Below are 17568 nucleotides of genomic sequence, written 5' to 3'. Positions count from 1 at the left end.
GCCCAAGGTTCTGAACCGAAAAGATGCAGAATAGTCAGGCTAACTAATGCTGCCACAAGATTACCACCAATTACATTCCGAGGTTGGGCTAAAGGACTGTCAGGAATACCAAAGATTAATACGCTAGTAGCACCAAAGGGAGCCATCAGCAAAGGAGAGAATTGTGCAGCTAAAATTCTATGACCCCCAGCGAACTCAAAGCTTATTTAGACAGCCTAATCCGTAAAAACTTGCATATCAGCACAATGATCTGGGGAGCACCTGGTATTGGGAAATCGAGTATTGTAGGACAACTCACCAAAGAACACGGTATTGATTTTGTAGATGTGCGCCTCAGCCAACTTGCTCCCACGGATCTACGTGGATTACCTGTGGCTGAAGACGGTATTTCTAAATGGTATCCGCCAGAATTTCTTCCCCGTAGCGGTGAGGGCATACTGTTCTTAGACGAACTAAACATGGCTCCTCCCGCAATGCAAGGAGTTGCCCAACAATTGATATTAGACCGTCGCGTGGGTTCTTACATAGTCCCCCATGGTTGGTTTGTGTGGGCTGCGGGTAACCGTAAAGAAGACCGCGCCGCCGTATTCGATATGCCTGCACAGTTAGCCAACATGTTTTTACATCTTGAAGTACAACCTGATTTTGACAGCTTCAAAGCTTTCGCCTTAAAAACAGGAGTCCACGAACAGATTATTGCCTTTCTCTCCTTCCGCTCAACCTTATTACACAAACTCGACCCGCAACAACCCGCTTGGCCTTACTCCCCGTTCTTGGGTAATGGCAAGTAAACTACGTCATGCAGGCTTGGATATTGCGCCTGCGATCGGTACGAGTACGGCGGCTGAGTTTGGAGCATTTATCACTCTTTACGAAACTCTACCAAACCTCACTCCCATTCTAGAAGGCAAAGGAAACAGTACACCCTTTCCAACAGAACCAAGTGCAAGATATGCAACTGCCATTGGCTTAACAGTACGCGCAGCTGACGCCAACCAAGCTTACAATGCCTTTACTTGGTTAAACAAAGTAGCAACAGCAGAGTGGGTACAGTTATTTGCTGTAGATTTATTTCGAGTCATGCGGAGTAAAGGACAGATGGGAATGTTAGCAAATTTTGTTAAAAAAGACCCCAATTTGCAAAAGTTTTTACAAGATTTCCAGCAACTTGTAGCATTTTAACCGCAGATGAACGCGGATACACGCAGATAAAACAGGCTACTATCCGCGTTCGTCTGCGTGCATCTGCGGTTCCAATTTTATTATTTATCCCCCATTCCGCACCTCAACTGTCACAAACGGGAATTACTGAACGAAATCTCTAAAAAAAGAATAACACTATACTGTTTTTCTCAGAAAAACAGATGAGAAAGCGTCAAAACTCGGATCTAAGATATCCAAGCTATTCTCAATTATTAGCAATAAGACGGCTACGGATTTTCTGTCGTAATTGATAGAGAAATTTCTATAGTTATATAAATTAAGTTCTTATTTTACTGATGTATTAGTCTCACAAAAAAAATAGTAGACATAATGATTTCAAGCTATTTTCTCAAAAAAATAGCTCGTTAGTGAAGAAAATATACAGTTTCAAAATATAATTATGTTACTGCTCGATAATAACGCGCTCCATTCTTCAGGTAATAGATTTAGAATAAAATTTCTCTCCTGATTCCAATTAGAGATTTGTTTTTCTTCGTGAAAAGTCACAAGATGAATTGATTGAAAACATTGAAATATCCACTTTAAAGTAGGATTATCTATGGATTTTCCTAACTGATTCTTAACAGTTAATTGCGACTCATATAAAGCCAGACGTATTTGTCGCTGCGCTAACTTATAGACTAACAAGCACAAACCCATTATCATTGCCAATGCTTCGATTCTTTCTAGTCTTTTGAGATAAACGCTATTTGCAAAAAACGATGGGTCTTTGAGAAAAGCAAATCCTCTCTCGCATGACTGCTGTGCTTTATAATGGTAAATTATAGCGCTATTGCCAAGCTGATTTGACTCTATAACATTTGTAGCAATGATAAATCTCCCAGCACTGAGAGAATCTTGATTAATTTTATTTTCATCCTTGGTAATTGTTGCTGATATTTGATAAAAAGTAGCTAAGGAGGTAGCTGATTCTTACGTTTTTGGCGTTATTACAGTCACTTTATGTTGCTCAATTTAATGATATTTGAACTTTCCCGCCCAACTTTGTAAGAGAAGGAATTGATTCAAAAAATTTGGAAAACATATATAAAGGCTGAGAAACAAATCCTAATCCATTTAAAATCATAGCTTTCACAACATGACCTGCACTCACTTTTTCGTCTGATTCTTTTCCCAATAAATCATTAACAATTTCTACTACTCCAATGGCATCTACGATTCCTGCTACAATTCCCAAATGGTCTATATTCTGTATAGACATCTCTTCGATATTCAACATAACAACAGAGGTCTTCAGAGCAATTCTGTCTCAATTTTTCTATATTTCTTTTGAGAAGACTTAAATTTTTCTATTTCTTTTATTTTCCTGGCTCAATCCCGTAGCTCAATCCTTAGGAGGATTTCCCGAGCGCTTGATCATAGGGATATGTTTCTAGCTCTTGCAAGTAAATTATTGATATTAATTATCAATTACTTAATTTTATTGACTCTTTTATTAGTTTTTTTGTACTACTTTATTCGGATCTGATAGTTAGGGTGCGGAATGGGGGTTAAGACCCCTAGTCATGTATTGGCACAACTAGCACAAGATGATTCTGAGGTAAGTATTCTTGCATCTGTCGTATCTAACCCCTACACGCCAGGAATAGCATTGGAAAGATTATATGAGCGATATCACAGTCTTGTCGCTGAACACCCTAATACAAGTAAAAATATTTTAGAAAAACTAGCAACAAATCCTCAATGGGGAATACGTGAAGGAGTGGCAAAAAATTACAATGCACCAATCTCTGTTTTAGAGAAACTTGCAAAAGATACCCATGAAGGTGTTCGCGTGGCTGTAGTTGGAAATTCCAATACTCCCCAAGATGCGATCGCAACTCTAAACACAGATCCCGATAATGGTGTGCGTTGTGCTATTGTGAGTCGTCGTTATCGAGATGCTGAGTATTGCTTGAAACCACCTATTACCAACTGGTTCTCTAAATATCCTCTAGTACTCAGAACAAAAGCTAAGACGATGGCATTGTATATTCGCGTACCTGCTTTATTTACAGATAGTTGGATGAATGATGATAAACCATTACTGCCATTAAATATCCATCAATTCCAAAAAATTTCTGTGGAACAGTTAGAGGAAGATGTAAAATCTCAAGATAATTTAGTTCGTGTTAGTGTAGCTATTAATCCAAATACGCCTATCCATCTTTTAGAACAATTAGCAATTGATGAAGATGATTATGTTCGTCGTGCTGTGGGAACTAACTTCAACGCCTCTGTAAACATTTTGGAAAAACTGGGTTTAGATAGCAATTCTGATGTACGAGAAGTTGTAGCATATCATCCACATACTTCTGTCCCGACTCTCACAAACTTAGCAGAAGATAGAGGTTGGCATATCCGTAAAGCGGTGGCATCAAACCCAAACACCCCTACAAGTGTCTTAAATAAACTGGCAGAAGATGCTACAGCAGAAGTGAAATACGCTATGTTCGATAATGTAAAACGATTTATTGACAATTCAGAGTTTGTCAGTATTTTTCAAAAATTGGTGGAAGATATATCAATATACTCTCATTTTCGTGGTGTAATTGCCTCTCACCCAAATGCACCAAAAAATATTTTAGAACGACTTGCAAAGGGTGAATATCGTGAATCAGTTGCAGCGAATCATAACACACCGATTCATGTTTTGTTACACCTAACACGAGATTTTCATAACTCAATTGATAGAGAAGCGATCGCTAATTTATGGCTACAGCTAACCATCAATCCCGATATTTCTAGCAACGATTTAGAAAAAATTATAGAAATCAACGATCTAAAATTAAAAATAGCTATAGCTCGTCACCCTAATACTCCTACCAACCTTTTAGAAAGATTTGCCAATCATTCATCTCGCTCTATTCGTATCGTTATTTCTAAACACCCTAATATCTCTATTCAGAGTTTGAAACAACTCCTACAAGATAAAGATGTTTATGTTAGAAAAACAGCACTTGCTACCTATTTCCAAAATTTTTATAACAATCAAAATACTCCCGATAACATTTTACAACAGTGGCAAGTCGTACAAAATTCTAAAGCATCGCCCAAGGCTCTTGTAGGATTAGCAACGAGTCCGTGGTTACTCATTCGCGAAGCTGTTGCTTCTCACCCCCAAGCTTCTACTAAGCTTCTCCATCAACTTGCATTGGATAATTGTAGCGAAGTCCGCTTTCAGGTAGCACAAAATCCCAATACTCCTGCAAATATTTTACGACAGCTATCTCAAGATAAATCAGATCGGGTTAAAATAGCGATCGCACAAAACCCCAACACGCCTGTAAATATTCTCGAACAATTAGCCTGCAATTATCAATGGGATACTGACATCCACCAAGCAGCCGTGAAAAACCTCATACAACATCGCTCTTCCAAGGTAGGCAAAATTTTGGAAAGTTATATGTCCTTAGATGAGCCTTATTTCACACGCTTTGTGGTTTTTTTACATCCTCTTGCCCCAAGTTCGTTGTTAACTAAAAACCATCGCTCGTTGTCTTGGCAAGAACGGTATGCGATCGCACAAAACCCTAATACCCCAACTGCAATTCGCCAACAACTCACTCAAGATAGTAACTGTGTGGTTCGTGCGGCTGCCAAAGCTAATCTGTAGCTACAGATTAATGAGTCCGCAATGCTATGTAATAGTAAATATTCAACATAATTTAACTTAATATAACAACCAATAAACTCCCTAAAAACAAGGATAAAAAATTATTGATTTCCAAACATCCTCTTGCAAAGCTTGCAGGCAAGTTTGAAGGTGAATTTTGGGAAAATACCCTAGATGAAATTCTACGTTTTAGAGAGACAGATAAAGAGGAAATCAAGAAACATTTAGATAGTAGTTTATCTCATGAGTAAGATAGGTGTATTTATTAGATACCAGTATTGTTAGTAATTATCTGGCTCAACGTCGTAACTCTCTCTTGTTAACAAATCAGATTTTCAACACGTCACCTGAACTAATATTTATTAGCAATTCCCAGGTGGAGCCACCGGATCGAGGTCAGGGGTGAGGCCATTTCACCAAATGATTGCTACACACGATCCCCCCTAGCCCCCCTTAATAAGGGGGGTTGGGAGTCCCTTCTGGGGTTGGGGGCTGATGGGGGGATCTGATGGGGTCTAACCTTGCGTACTAGCAGGGTTCAATTTGGTAGTTCTTTTTTCAAAGCCTCCAATGAAGCCCAACGTCTATCAACACGTGTATCTGATTTAATAGCATTGGGTACAATACCGGGACAGTTAGCATCACACAATTGCCTTTGTGGAAACTCCAAAGACATTTGCTCGTATAACCATTCACTCGGATAAAAATATCCTTGAGGCGGCAAAGTTTCTACCAAATCGTCAAATGCGACTTCTCGTTCTAATGGTAGGTTATCTGATTCGGGATCTGTTTCTTCTAGCCAAATAATTTCCTTGGTCTTGATTGCCAAACGATGATTGTAGTTCTGCAAGCACCGATTGCAGGTACAAGTCACAATTGTTTCTGCCTGAGTTGAAACCTCTAAGTAGTTACCTTGATGCTGTACGCGGATGAAACCGCGAACTGGTGTCAAAGTTTCTAGACCGGGCAAAAACTCTTTGAGCTGAATTTCTTCCGTCCGCTCGGGCGCTTTAGTTAATTGCGGAATGTAAATCGCGTCCATGAGACTTGTGAGACATCCTCACTATAATTGCAGAATGTGTGCGCGTCTCTAAGTTTAACTTTTTTACAAATTAGTTTAATAGCTTTTTTATTCGGATTTCCGAAATTTTTTCAAAAGTCAGAGGATTTTGGATTGAAAGCAATGGGAACTGGGTACTGGGGAACTCGGGGTCCCCTCCTTGTTGAGGGGCAATGGGGACTTGACAAGCAGGAGAGCAGAGGTGATGACTAATCGCCAAGTCCCCAATCCCTAATCGCCAATACCCAATCCCCAACTTCCATCATTCTAATGAAGCAAGGCGTACAACAAGGTGACGATGTGGCTCTTTTCCTCGGCTAAAAGTTTCTAAATCGCCGAATTCCTTGAGTAAAGTATGGACTTGACGGCGTTCAGCAGAACTGAGGGATTTTATTTCCACCTCTAATCCTGAAGAACGCGCTTGCTCTGCAGCAATTTCTGCCATTGAACGAATTTCTGCATACCTCTTAACACGGTAGCCATCTAGTTCCACGGTGTAAGAAGCTTGCAAATCTGGTGATTGATTTAAATTGAGAATAGTGTTCGCCAGATACTGAACAGCATCTAACACTGAACCGTCAGAACCAATAAAAGTTGCTATTTGTTCTGGTGTTAACGTACTCTCATCAATTGTCAACCAGTAGCTGTCTGATTCGGGAGTATCCTCAAAATCATTGGGTGCAGGGTTTGTTTCTATCTCACCTGTCACTTCAACAGATACTCCACTAAGTCGTAGGAGTGTTTTTAACCACTCCTGACCCCGTTCTATTCGATTATCGGTCATTGTTAACTTGTAGTCTTTTTCTTAGAACTTTTTGGCTCAAAAGGTAGTGCTTTTTGCTGTGTACCTTCTGCCTGTTTTTCCTGAGCATCTACAACTTTTTGCAGTTCCTCTGGTAGAGGTTCCCGCATAAGTATAAAGGTTTGCAGAGTTTGGAAAATATTACCAATCACCATATACATTAATACCCCTGCTGGTAGTGGGAAGAACAAGAACATCCCAGAGAAAATAACAGGAGTAATTTTGTTTACTGTATCCTGTTGTGGATTGGCACTAGCAGTATTCTGTGACCCAGACAGGATTTGGCTGACGTAAAGGGTAATGCCAAATAGAATGACCATTGCTACAACGTCCCAGTGAATTGTGCCATCTGGGTCAATTGCACCAACTCTGCCTAAAGCATCAATAAAGAGAAATCCTTTATTAGCGGCTAATCCAGGAATAGTTCCTTGAATTGTCACATCTCCTGGCTGCAATGCTTCTATATTACCCTCAGCATCTATTGTTACCCGGTCTTCCCCTTTCGTGATTTTCCATTCAGGGATTAACTGGGTGTCAGGATGTTCTGCTAAAAGTCCATCAAATGGTTTGCCTTCAGGTGTTTGATACACTATCTTGGTGTGTTCTCCCACCGCTAATTTACTACCTCCAGGCAAGATAGCACTAACCTTTACGTGTTCTCCTTCAGCAACATAAATGTTTTGGGGAGGAGTTGCAAAGGCTTGAGGTTGAATTCGTTCAATTTGCTCGCTAGGAAAAACTTGTAAGTTAATGCTGTAGTTAACTCCAGCAAAAGGAGAACCCCTTAAAGTCGCAAACAACGCTAGTAAAACTGGCATCTGCAAGAGCAATGGCAAACAACCTGCAAGTGGATTGCCAAATTCCTTTTGGGCATTAAGCATTTCCTCCTGTTGCTTTTGCGGATCGTCCTTATAACGTTCTTTAATTTCTTGCATCCGCTTGTTCATTAAAGGCTGTACAATCCGCATCCGGCGCATATTGCGAATTGAACCAGCACTTAGGGGATAAAGTGCGAAGCGGATAATCAATGTTAATGCTACGATCGCCAATCCATAGCTAGGCACAATCCCATAGAACAAGTCTATGATTGGCAGCATTACGTTATTCGAGAGAAACCCGATACCAAAATCCATTATTTTGAATTCAACCTGAGGTACTGTGAAATTGACTTAATCTAATTTATCTAAATTATCTTATCGGTGATGGGGAATTGGGTACTGGGTACTGGCGATTGGGGATTAGGGATTGTTTAGAATAGCATTGTGTATGGTTAAAAATTATTCAGTTCCCATTTTTTTTCTTTGCTATGCCCTGTTGCCCAAGCCCCAGTACCCAATCCCTATTACCCATTACTTCCTGTTTGCCGCAACGTAATTGGGGTTTTTGGCGATGACTCTTTCTTCGATGTAGTCGTAGATTTCGCGAAATTTGGGAATAGCTCTCAATTCCAACCGACTACCATCCTTCATGGTAATCACCATATCTCCCCACAAGCCAATCCCACGGGGTACTTTGACAATTTTCGCCACTTCAGAGTAAATCACGTCACTACGTACCCGTCCCATCCAACCTCCTGTTACGGAAACTCGGCGATCGGTGATGCGGAAACGCAGCCATAATGCTCGAACAATTGCGCCAACTGTCAATGGTATACCAACCACAGTTAGCCCAATCAGTATGTTTACGATTAAATCCCCAATATGAGGACCACCCTCAAAATAAACTTCCTCACGAATTCCCATTGAATACCTCGGCTTGTGCTAGCAACTGCTCTAATTCTTGCAGAAATTGTTGGGTTACGCACTCTTGTTCTGCGGCTGTTGGTTTAACAACAACAACGAGTCGCCAACCTGGTGATATTCTCGGCAATAATTGATGCATTACTGCTGCTATCTGCCGCTTGATACGGTTGCGAACAACTGCTCGTTTGCTGACTTTTGTGCTAATCGAGATGCCAATTTGGGTTGGAGGAAGAGGAGGAGATAAGGAGGTTATGGGGCTATCTCCCCCTTGTCTTGCTTTAGGGGGAGCATCCAAAGAAGGCTTTACGGAAGGCAATGGTCGTAAGGCTCTGAGCGTCAAATGACAACTATGACGCCGGATTCCTTCCCGAAAAACTGCCTGGAAATCTTTTCGAGATTTTAGTCTATGCGCTTTATGCAATGCCACAACAGGTGCAAGGGAATTGCTTTGCAGAACTCTAAACGCTCAAACGATAACGTCCCTTTCTTCTTCTTGCTTTAATCACGTTTCTACCATCTGGTGTTCGCATTCTTGCTCGAAAACCAGAAGTTCTTTTTCTCTTTCGGTTGGTTCCCTCTAGGGTTCTTTTCATACTTTTGCCCTCTCTAGATGATTTTTATAAAAAAAGTCACAATTTACAAGTTTATCATAATTACTGGCGATTGGGGATTGGGGAACTCGGAGTCCCCTCTGGGGATAAGGGGCGATGGGGATTGGGGATTGGGATTTTGGATTGGTTAGTCCTTCTTGTCTCCTCTGCTCCCTTGCTCCTTTTCTCCCCAGTTCCCAATCGCCAGTCCCTAGTCCCTAACTGATACTGACAATCCACGTTCCAAGATACTGGGAGAGCGGTACATCTCCAGAGGATTGAATAAGGCAATTGAAGTAAAACATTCCGCCCGTTGCAGGGTTCTTTACGTTCGAGAGAACCAATTCTACATTGCTACCTGCTGGTACTGGTTCTTCGGGATACATTGTAATCACGTTATTTTCTTTGTCCCACTTGACTTCAGACAAAGGTACTGTTTTACCTTTGACCCGAATTTCCATTTTCTTGGTATCGAAAGACCCTTTGTAGTATTCGGGATAACTAATTACAAATTGTGCAACTGCTTTTTTAAGCTTTTTGTTGGGGATTTTTAACCGATAGCGATCCCAGCCATTGGTTTGACCGCCAAAATCTAAGCGGAAAGGTAGTTGGTTTTCACCTTTTACACCGCTAAATAGTGTGAATCCGGGTAAGCCTTCCGCCAATGCGATCGCTGGAACACTCGCCAGCAAACAGCTAGTTATGGCTAAAGCAGAAAGTAAACGTCGCATGGTCAAGCTCCTACTTTTGGTGAGTGGTTGGTAGGGGCGCAATGCAAGAGCGCCCGTACAGTCGTTAGTAGTGGATAGGAATGAATAACTACCTGACGACTACACAACACTGTAACTAAACTTTACTACTGAATTATCAATAATGGACGTAATATCAATACCAACTGTGCCTTATACGTAAATTTACTGTCACTTTAATAAGTTATAGTATTTTTTTAACTTATTTTATTTTCTTTCCACTGGAAGATTACCTCATCGCGTAGGGTGGGCATTGCCAACCAAAGCGCGAATGTAGGGCATAGCCCCACCTATAAAGAGCGATAATTTTAGAGGGAAAGGGAGTAAATTCTGTGGTTTTTGGTGAAAATACTGTTTTTATTTGATTATGTAAAGAAATATATAAAATTGTATAGAAATATATTAATTTTGTTATAAAAATTCAGTCAGTTATTAGAGACATTAAGATTTAACTTGGAATAGATTGAGTAAAATGATTTTTACTCAAAGCAAAGATTTTTTCAATTTTTGCTGATAACTTTTTGAGAAGAATTTGGCTAGTATTGCAGTATGTAAAAAAAAGAAAACAAAATTTTTCAATCCCTAAAAGAAGTTGAAGACAACGAGGCAGAATTTAGGGATCGAACTAGGATGAGCAATAGAGTATCTAAGAAAGTGTGAAGGGTCAGATTGAGAAATTGAAGAGTGCGGAAGCGAAGGTTAAGTTATACTAGCCAACTGCAAAGAGCCAACGCTCATGCACCACACAAGCGCTTGTTGCCTCATCAGAAAATTTTCAGAGCTGGCAGAAGATATAAGTATTTATTCGCAAGGAGATTGCATGAGAATAGCTGTTGCTAAAGAAATAGAAGTTTGCGAGCGTCGAGTTGCCTTAATTCCTGACACCGTTGCCAAATTGGTAAAACAAGGTTTGGAAGTGTGGGTAGAAGCAGGTGCAGGTGAGCGGGCTTTCTTTTCTGATGCTGCTTATGAAGCAGCAGGAGCTAAAGTTATATGTGATACGGCTACATTGTGGAGAGAAGCAGATATTCTGGTCAAAGTTAGCCCACCACAGGAAAGAGAAAACGGACGTTCTGAAATTGATTTGCTTAAAGAAGGATCTGTACTTATCAGCTTCCTAAATCCTTTAGGCAATCCATCAACAGCACAGCAACTTGCAGAACGCAAAATTACTGCTCTAAGTATGGAGATGATTCCCCGCACTACAAGAGCGCAAAGTATGGACGCTTTGTCGTCGCAAGCTTCCATAGCAGGATACAAGGCGGTTTTAATTGGTGCAGCAGCATTACCAAAATATTTCCCCATGTTGACAACTGCAGCAGGAACCATAGCACCTGCAAAAGTGTTTGTCATGGGTGCTGGTGTAGCAGGCTTACAAGCGATCGCAACAGCAAGACGTTTGGGAGCGATTGTAGAAGCTTTTGATATCCGCCCTGCTGTGAAAGAAGAAGTTCAAAGTTTAGGGGCAAAATTTGTTGAAATCAAGCTCGAAGAAGAAACAACAGCAGCTGGAGGCTACGCTAAAGAAATCTCTGAAGCCAGCAAACAGAAGACTCAAGAAGTTGTAGCCGAACACATTAAGAACGCTGATGTTGTGATTACCACAGCTCAAGTACCAGGTAAAAAAGCACCACTTTTGGTCACTGAAGAAATGGTGGCACAAATGAAAGCAGGCTCAGTTATTGTAGATATTGCAGCCGAACAAGGTGGTAACTGTGCTTGTACCGAACCGGGCAAAGACATTATATGGAATGGCGTAACTATCATCGGTCCTATTAACTTACCATCATCCATGCCAGTTCACTCCAGCCAGTTGTACTCCAAGAACATAGCATCGTTGATGCAACTTCTCATTAAAGACAAAGCTCTAGAGGTGAATTTTGCTGACGACATTATTGATGCAGCTTGCATTACTCATGCAGGTGAAATTCGCAATCAGCGAGTCAGCGATGCTTTAAAAGCTTTGGCAATGGCTAATAGTTAGTAGTTAGTTGATAGTTGTTAGTTGATAGTTGTTTGACTACTAACTACCAACCACTAACCACTAACCGCTAACCACTAACCGCTAACCAATAAGGAATTTATCAATGTCAGAAGCATTAATTGCAGCTTTGTTTGTCTTCGTTTTGGCATCTTTTACGGGATTTGAGGTCATTAACAAAGTCCCCCCAACTCTCCACACCCCTCTCATGTCCGGTTCAAACGCGATTTCTGGAATTGCAGTCCTTGGGGCGATAGTCGCTTCCGGTGCAAAAGAGTGGAATCTTTCAGTCATTCTTGGTTTGATTGCTGTTGTACTAGCAACTGTAAACGTAGTCGGTGGGTTTCTAGTCACAGATCGGATGCTGCAAATGTTCAAGAAGAAAGTTAGTGGTTAGTAGGGGCGCAATGCAAGAGCGCCCGTACATAGTTAGTGGTAATTGTTACCAACTAACAATTAACAACCAACAACTAACAACTAACAACTAACAACTAACAATGAAATTATGAACAATTTTCTTCCTACAGGGATTCAGCTTACGTATTTAGTCGCTGCATCTTTATTCATCCTGGGCTTGAAAAAGTTGGGTTCGCCCGCAACCGCACGGCAAGGTAATGTTGTTGCAGCAGTAGGTATGCTTCTGGCAATTGTGGCAACACTGCTAGACCAACACGTGTTGAACTATGAAATGATTTTGTTGGGCTTGGCAATTGGCTCGGTGTTGGGTGCGATCGCAGCTTACAAAGTCCAAATGACTGATATGCCCCAAATGGTGGGTTTGCTGAACGGTTTGGGAGGTGCGGCTTCAGCCCTCGTCGCTGTTGCGGAATTTTGGCGGTTGTTGAACACTACTGGTGGAGTCACTCTTGACGCCAACATCTCCATGCTTCTGGATGTGTTAATTGGTGGTGTGACCTTTACAGGTAGCACGGTCGCCTTTGCAAAACTGCAAGGCATTATGAGTGGTGCTCCAATTACATTTCCCTTGCAAAAAGCTTTTAATGCTTTACTCCTATTTGCGTATTTGGCAGGTAGTGCCTATATGCTAGTCGCACCACATAACTTGCCTGTATTCTTAGGAATCGTTTTCGTTTCTCTGGTATTGGGTGTGATGTTTGTCATTCCCATTGGTGGTGGCGATATGCCTGTGGTGATTTCATTATTGAACTCATTTTCAGGATTAGCTGCTGCTGCTGCTGGATTTGTGGTAATGAACAATATGCTCATCATTTCCGGTGCATTAGTGGGAGCATCTGGTATTATCCTTACCGAAATTATGTGTAAGGCAATGAACCGTTCTCTCATCAGCGTACTGTTTGATGCGTTTGGAACAGGTGGAGCAACTGGTGCTGGTGGTACTAGTGGTACGGCGACAACTGATAAAACTGTCCGTAGCATAGATCCAGAAGAAGGCGCGATGATGTTGGGTTATGCTCGTTCCGTAGTTATTGTTCCTGGTTATGGGATGGCAGTGGCGCAAGCACAGCACAGCGTTCGCGAGTTAGCCGATCAACTCGATCGTATGGGTGTTGATGTGAAGTACGCAATTCACCCTGTTGCTGGTAGAATGCCCGGTCATATGAACGTGTTGTTGGCAGAAGCGAATGTGCCTTACGAGCAACTCCACGATATGGATGATATCAATCCCCAGTTCGATCAGACAGATGTAGCGTTGGTGATTGGGGCAAATGATGTGGTTAACCCTGCAGCACAAAGTGATGCGAATAGTCCTATCTATGGAATGCCGATTTTAGAGGTGGATAGGGCAAAGCATGCGATCGTGATCAAGCGCGGTATGAGCGCTGGTTTTGCTGGTGTAGATAACGAGTTATTCTACAAGGATAAAACTACGATGCTTTTCGGTAGTGCTAAAGATATGGTGTCGAAGTTGGTTAGTGAAGTGAAACAGTTGTAAGGAATTTTGGATTTTGGATTACACAAATCCGAAATTCCTCCATTAAATAATGTATTAGCTTGCTTGGGGTATGATATTGCACCAGGCAAGCTTTTTTAATGGTTAGTGAACCTTACTAGAGCATCGGTTAAGTACTCCCAAAAATCCGGTTTCTATTTAGTGAAAGATTGCAATTTCGTTGACTCAACTTAGAGAAATACGACTAGCAACAGATTTCCTGTTACTCAATACTTGTCGATTAAGCCTAAAAATACGAAAACACGTAGGTTGGGTTGAGGAACGAAACCCAACATTTACAGACATTTGTTGGGTTTCTCCAAGAGTTTACCCAACCTACAAAAATTTGAGAGACCTTGCAGTATTGTCCTGTTACTCATGACAAGCGCGATCGCTAGCCTAATATAAAAAGTTACACCTAACTATATTTTGACTATATTGCTCTAGCTCTCAACAAATTGACGCTGTTGTCCTATTAATTATCAAAGGCATTTATCTATCATGTTTAATAACCTGTTCGATAAATTTCTGCCAGGTTTCATTAGGAACCCAGATTTTGTGTAAATCTTGCTTTGCCTCTTGCTTGCAATTGACAAGACGCAAACTTTCTGGTAAATGTAACTTATAAAAAATTGGGTATTTAAGGTTTGATGCTCCGGGTTTCAGTATTTATTCGTAGAATTAAATTATGAGTTCTCAGGATATTTATCAAAAACAGGTGGAGCTAGCGCTTACCAATCTAGGCAAGAAGCCACAAAATATACTAGTTTTCTATGGACGTTCTGGGATTGGCAAGAAAGATTTATGTGACTCGATATTTGAATCTTGGAAGTCGCAATGTCTGTGTGCCTTGTTGGATGGAGAGGAGATTGGGGAAAATTTTTGGAGTGCTCTAAAAACAGCCGTAATTCAACTGCGAAAGCATTTTAGCTCAGCTAAAGATAATTTTACTTGCTTCGATCTAGCCTACTTTAGCTATATGAAGCGTGTGGAAAGCAATCCACCAGCAAACTCGGCTGAGTTTTCTAAAAGAATGGGATATGCTGAGATTGGTGACAACGCTGCTGAGTTAATTAACGGTTTTCTGGAAGAATTTAAAAAGCTGCCTATACCTGGAATTGAACCACTGGCAAAATTTGCTTGGTTCTGTATGCTGTTATCTAACCCAGAACATTGGGAATGGTATAGGCGAAGCAAGTGTCGCGATCGCCTACAGGAAGTGGGAAATTGTACAAGAAATAAGGAAGTTTTGCAGCAACTGCCGATTTTTCTGCTGAATGACTTGCGCGAATATCTACAAAGCTCTAATCTCCCTGCTTCTAAGCGACAAGCGATGATTCTGGTAGATGGCTATGAATATTTACTGGATAAATCCTTACGATGTACTTGGTTGGAGGAGATGGTAACACAGCGAAATCCTAATGTGCTGTGGGTGATATTCTCTGAGCAACAGCTCAATTTGACACAAAATACCCACAATATTCCTATACTCCCGTTAACTGATGACGAATGTCAAGCGGTTCTGAAAGAAAAATTTGGTATTGACGAGCCCCAAATTCGTCGAATTATTATTCAGGCATCTGGCGGCATTCCTTTGTACTTACGGCTGGGGGTGGAGACGTGGCAAGACATCAAAAAGCAGCGCCAGCCAAAGGTTGCAGACTTTGCCCGGAATCTGAACGAGGTTCTACGCCAACGAGATGCAGCTTGGGAGCCAGATGAACGGCGGATGTGGCAAGTCCTGTCTAACTGCCGTACTTGGGATAAGGTGCTGTTTGTCAGTTTGATGGAGCAGTTTCAATTGGAGAACTGGCGCGATCGCTTTGACAAAGTACTGGCATCGCCCTATGTTGAGCAAGCGGGATCGGGATGGCGCTTGCACCCAATAATGCGACAGCACTTGCAGGAGAACCAGCCAGAAGACTTGAAACGAGCAGTAAATAGCTGGTTGTTTGAGCATTATCAGAGAGAATACCAAAATCCAGAAATACAGTTGACGGCACTGGGAGAGGCACTTCATCACGGGTTGGAGAGTCAGCAACCACAACAGGCAATTAGTTGGTTTTTAGAGCAGGTGGCGGTGCAGCAGAACTTGGGTAGACACCAGGCGGTTGCTCCGATGTTGCAATTTTTGTTGAAGGGAGAACAAAATATCCACGCCATAACCGCTTTGGCTTGGACACTGTTGGGTAAGTCCCTCGTTGCTTTGGGTGACTACGAGCGAGCGGTGGAAGATTTGGAGATAGCGCGATCGCAATGGATCGCTTTGCAGCAGGGTGACAGTCTTGACGCTGCGACTGTGGAGTTGGAACTCGCTGGTGTTTACTTAAAGCTAGAGCGCACCTTTGATGCTAGCAACGCAGTTCAAAAAGCGCTACGCATACGCACCACCCAACTAGGTGCAAATGAGTTAGGGGTAGCTGAGGTACTGAACCGCCAAGCTGAAGTTGCTGCAAGTCAAGGTGATTACCGAGAAGCAGCGAATCTAAGTCAACGCGCTTTGCAAATACTTCAGTCCGATCCAAGTACTCAACCCTTGCAACTAGCGCAATGGAAATATACTGCTGCTTGGTTGAATGCCTATAACAATAATTTGGACGTAGCGGAAAAGCTGTGCCAAGAGGCGATGGAAATTGTCAAAAATGCTGCTGGTGATGAGCATCCCTTGGCTATCTCTTGTCAAACGTTTTTAGGAGATATTTACCAAGAGATGGGACAGCACAAATACCAAAAAGCTTACGAACAGTATCAGCTAGCACTTGATGTAGCAGAAATCAGTTTTAGTCCCAACCATCCTCAAACCTTGCATCTGCTGCAAGCCTTGACGCATCTTTGTCGAAAAGTGGGAGAATATGATACAGCAGATGAGTTTGCAGAACGCCACAATGCCCATGTTCAAATCGGTAATTTTGAAGAAACTGCTGGTGCTGCTACAAGGTTAAATAATCTTGGTCTTTCGCTGTTGAACAAGAGTCAGTACGGCAAAGCCGAACCACTGCTGAAACAAGCGCTACAAATCCGCTTAAAAGTACTAGGAGCAGAACACCCCGATACTGCTAAGAGTCTCAACAACTTAGCTGGGTTGTACGAATCCCAAGGACGATACGATCGAGCAGAACCACTGTACAACCAAGCGCTGCAAATCCATCTGAAGGTACTAGGAGCAGAACACCCCGACACTGCTACTAGTCTCAACAACTTAGCTGGGTTGTACGAATCCCAAGGAAGATACGATGAAGCCGAACCACAGCTCAAACAAGCGCTGCAAATCCGCTTAAGAGTGCTAGGAACAGAACACCCCGACACTGCTACTAGTCTCAACAACTTAGCTGGGTTGTACGATTCCCAAGGAAGATACGATGAAGCCGAACCACTGTACAACCAAGCGCTGCAAATCCGCTTAAAAGTGCTAGGAGCAGAACACCCCGACACTGCTAATAGTCTCAACAACTTAGCTGGGTTGTACGAATCCCAAGGAAGATACGATGAAGCCGAACCACTGTACAACCAAGCGTTGCAAATCTGCTTAAAAGTACTAGGAGCAGAACACCCCCACACTGCTACTAGTCTCAACAATTTAGCTTGGTTGTACGAATCCCAAGGAAGATACGATGAAGCCGAACCACTGTACAACCAAGCGCTGCAAATTAACTTAAAAGTGCTGGGAGCAGAACACCCCGACACCGCCCAAAGTCTCAACAACTTAGCCGCGTTGTACGAATCCCAAGGAAGATACGATGAAGCCGAACCACGGCTGAAACAAGCGCTACAAATCCTCTTAAAAGTACTAGGAGCAGAACACCGCGACACTGCTACTACTCTCAACAACTTAGCTGGGTTGTACGAATCCCAAGGAAGATACGATGAAGCCGAACCACTGTACAACCAAGCGCTGCAAATTAACTTAAAAGTG

Annotated in this window: 16 protein-coding genes and 2 pseudogenes; 8 read left to right on the top strand and 10 right to left on the bottom strand. The window is 42.0% G+C overall.

Annotated features, from left to right (window positions below):
• A partial coding sequence (locus ACKTT2_RS03740; protein ID WP_500691373.1) for an HPP family protein occupies positions 1–152 on the bottom strand: 152 nt, incomplete at its 3' end.
• Between the two features lie 27 nt (positions 153–179).
• On the opposite strand from ACKTT2_RS03740, the gene ACKTT2_RS03735 reads away from it, so the two are divergent.
• Both ACKTT2_RS03735 and ACKTT2_RS03730 read left to right on the top strand, forming a co-directional pair.
• On the top strand, positions 180–791 hold the full coding sequence (locus tag ACKTT2_RS03735) for an AAA family ATPase (RefSeq protein ID WP_407884108.1): 612 nt from the start codon (positions 180–182) through the stop codon (positions 789–791).
• A complete protein-coding gene (locus tag ACKTT2_RS03730) occupies positions 781–1182 on the top strand; it encodes a hypothetical protein (RefSeq protein ID WP_407884105.1) in 402 nt (133 codons plus the stop codon). Before ACKTT2_RS03735 ends, ACKTT2_RS03730 begins: the two co-directional genes overlap by 11 nt.
• A gap of 419 nt (positions 1183–1601) precedes the next feature.
• Here the strand turns inward: ACKTT2_RS03730 and ACKTT2_RS03725 are convergent.
• Positions 1602–2112: pseudogene (locus ACKTT2_RS03725) on the bottom strand (IS1634 family transposase); the annotation flags it as partial.
• A 112-nt stretch (positions 2113–2224) separates the two neighbouring features.
• Positions 2225–2425, bottom strand: a pseudogene (locus ACKTT2_RS03720) (DUF4277 domain-containing protein); the annotation flags it as partial.
• A gap of 282 nt (positions 2426–2707) precedes the next feature.
• Between ACKTT2_RS03720 and ACKTT2_RS03715 the strand changes: the two are divergent.
• Both ACKTT2_RS03715 and ACKTT2_RS03710 read left to right on the top strand, forming a co-directional pair.
• Positions 2708–4819 (top strand): hypothetical protein, encoded by a 2112-nt coding sequence (locus ACKTT2_RS03715; protein WP_407884103.1) that lies wholly within the window; start codon positions 2708–2710, stop codon positions 4817–4819.
• Positions 4820–4923: 104 nt separating this feature from the next.
• Positions 4924–5070 carry a hypothetical protein gene (locus ACKTT2_RS03710; protein ID WP_407884101.1) on the top strand — a complete coding sequence of 49 codons (147 nt, stop codon included), beginning with the start codon at positions 4924–4926 and terminating at the stop codon, positions 5068–5070.
• A 287-nt stretch (positions 5071–5357) separates the two neighbouring features.
• On the opposite strand, the gene ACKTT2_RS03705 is transcribed toward ACKTT2_RS03710, so the two are convergent.
• From ACKTT2_RS03705 to ACKTT2_RS03675, 7 genes are all read right to left on the bottom strand, one after another.
• Positions 5358–5861, bottom strand: coding sequence for a YceD family protein (locus tag ACKTT2_RS03705; RefSeq protein WP_407884099.1), 504 nt, complete (start codon positions 5859–5861; stop codon positions 5358–5360).
• A 280-nt stretch (positions 5862–6141) separates the two neighbouring features.
• A complete protein-coding gene (locus ACKTT2_RS03700; protein WP_407884097.1) occupies positions 6142–6663 on the bottom strand; it encodes a Jag family protein in 522 nt (173 codons plus the stop codon).
• A 2-nt stretch (positions 6664–6665) separates the two neighbouring features.
• A complete protein-coding gene (yidC, locus tag ACKTT2_RS03695) occupies positions 6666–7814 on the bottom strand; it encodes a membrane protein insertase YidC (protein WP_407884095.1) in 1149 nt (382 codons plus the stop codon).
• 216 nt (positions 7815–8030) lie between these two features.
• On the bottom strand, positions 8031–8423 hold the full coding sequence (locus tag ACKTT2_RS03690; protein ID WP_407884093.1) for a PH domain-containing protein: 393 nt from the start codon (positions 8421–8423) through the stop codon (positions 8031–8033).
• Positions 8410–8850 carry a ribonuclease P protein component gene (rnpA, locus tag ACKTT2_RS03685; RefSeq protein WP_407884091.1) on the bottom strand — a complete coding sequence of 147 codons (441 nt, stop codon included), beginning with the start codon at positions 8848–8850 and terminating at the stop codon, positions 8410–8412. Before rnpA ends, ACKTT2_RS03690 begins: the two co-directional genes overlap by 14 nt.
• A 31-nt stretch (positions 8851–8881) precedes the next feature.
• A complete protein-coding gene (gene rpmH / locus ACKTT2_RS03680) occupies positions 8882–9016 on the bottom strand; it encodes a 50S ribosomal protein L34 (RefSeq protein ID WP_072040836.1) in 135 nt (44 codons plus the stop codon).
• A gap of 215 nt (positions 9017–9231) precedes the next feature.
• A complete protein-coding gene (locus ACKTT2_RS03675) occupies positions 9232–9744 on the bottom strand; it encodes a DUF2808 domain-containing protein (protein WP_407884089.1) in 513 nt (170 codons plus the stop codon).
• An 838-nt stretch (positions 9745–10582) separates the two neighbouring features.
• Between ACKTT2_RS03675 and ACKTT2_RS03670 the strand changes: the two genes are divergently transcribed.
• The 4 genes from ACKTT2_RS03670 to ACKTT2_RS03655 all read left to right on the top strand — a co-directional run.
• Positions 10583–11746 (top strand): Re/Si-specific NAD(P)(+) transhydrogenase subunit alpha, encoded by a 1164-nt coding sequence (locus ACKTT2_RS03670; RefSeq protein WP_407884087.1) that lies wholly within the window; start codon positions 10583–10585, stop codon positions 11744–11746.
• Between the two features lie 103 nt (positions 11747–11849).
• Positions 11850–12140, top strand: a complete 291-nt coding sequence (locus ACKTT2_RS03665; RefSeq protein ID WP_407884085.1) for an NAD(P) transhydrogenase subunit alpha part 2 — start codon at positions 11850–11852, stop codon at positions 12138–12140.
• Between the two features lie 108 nt (positions 12141–12248).
• Positions 12249–13658, top strand: coding sequence for an NAD(P)(+) transhydrogenase (Re/Si-specific) subunit beta (locus ACKTT2_RS03660; RefSeq protein WP_407884083.1), 1410 nt, complete (start codon positions 12249–12251; stop codon positions 13656–13658).
• A gap of 685 nt (positions 13659–14343) precedes the next feature.
• Positions 14344–17568 (top strand): tetratricopeptide repeat protein (locus ACKTT2_RS03655; RefSeq protein ID WP_407884080.1); only part of this gene is annotated, 3225 nt, incomplete at its 3' end.

It is taken from the genome of Scytonema hankhaensis NUACC26, assembly GCF_045865695.1.
Classification (GTDB): Bacteria; Cyanobacteriota; Cyanobacteriia; order Cyanobacteriales; family Nostocaceae; genus Scytonema.
The sequence above is the reverse complement of the archived record's forward strand: the minus strand, read 5'-3'. Positions and strand labels throughout refer to the sequence as shown.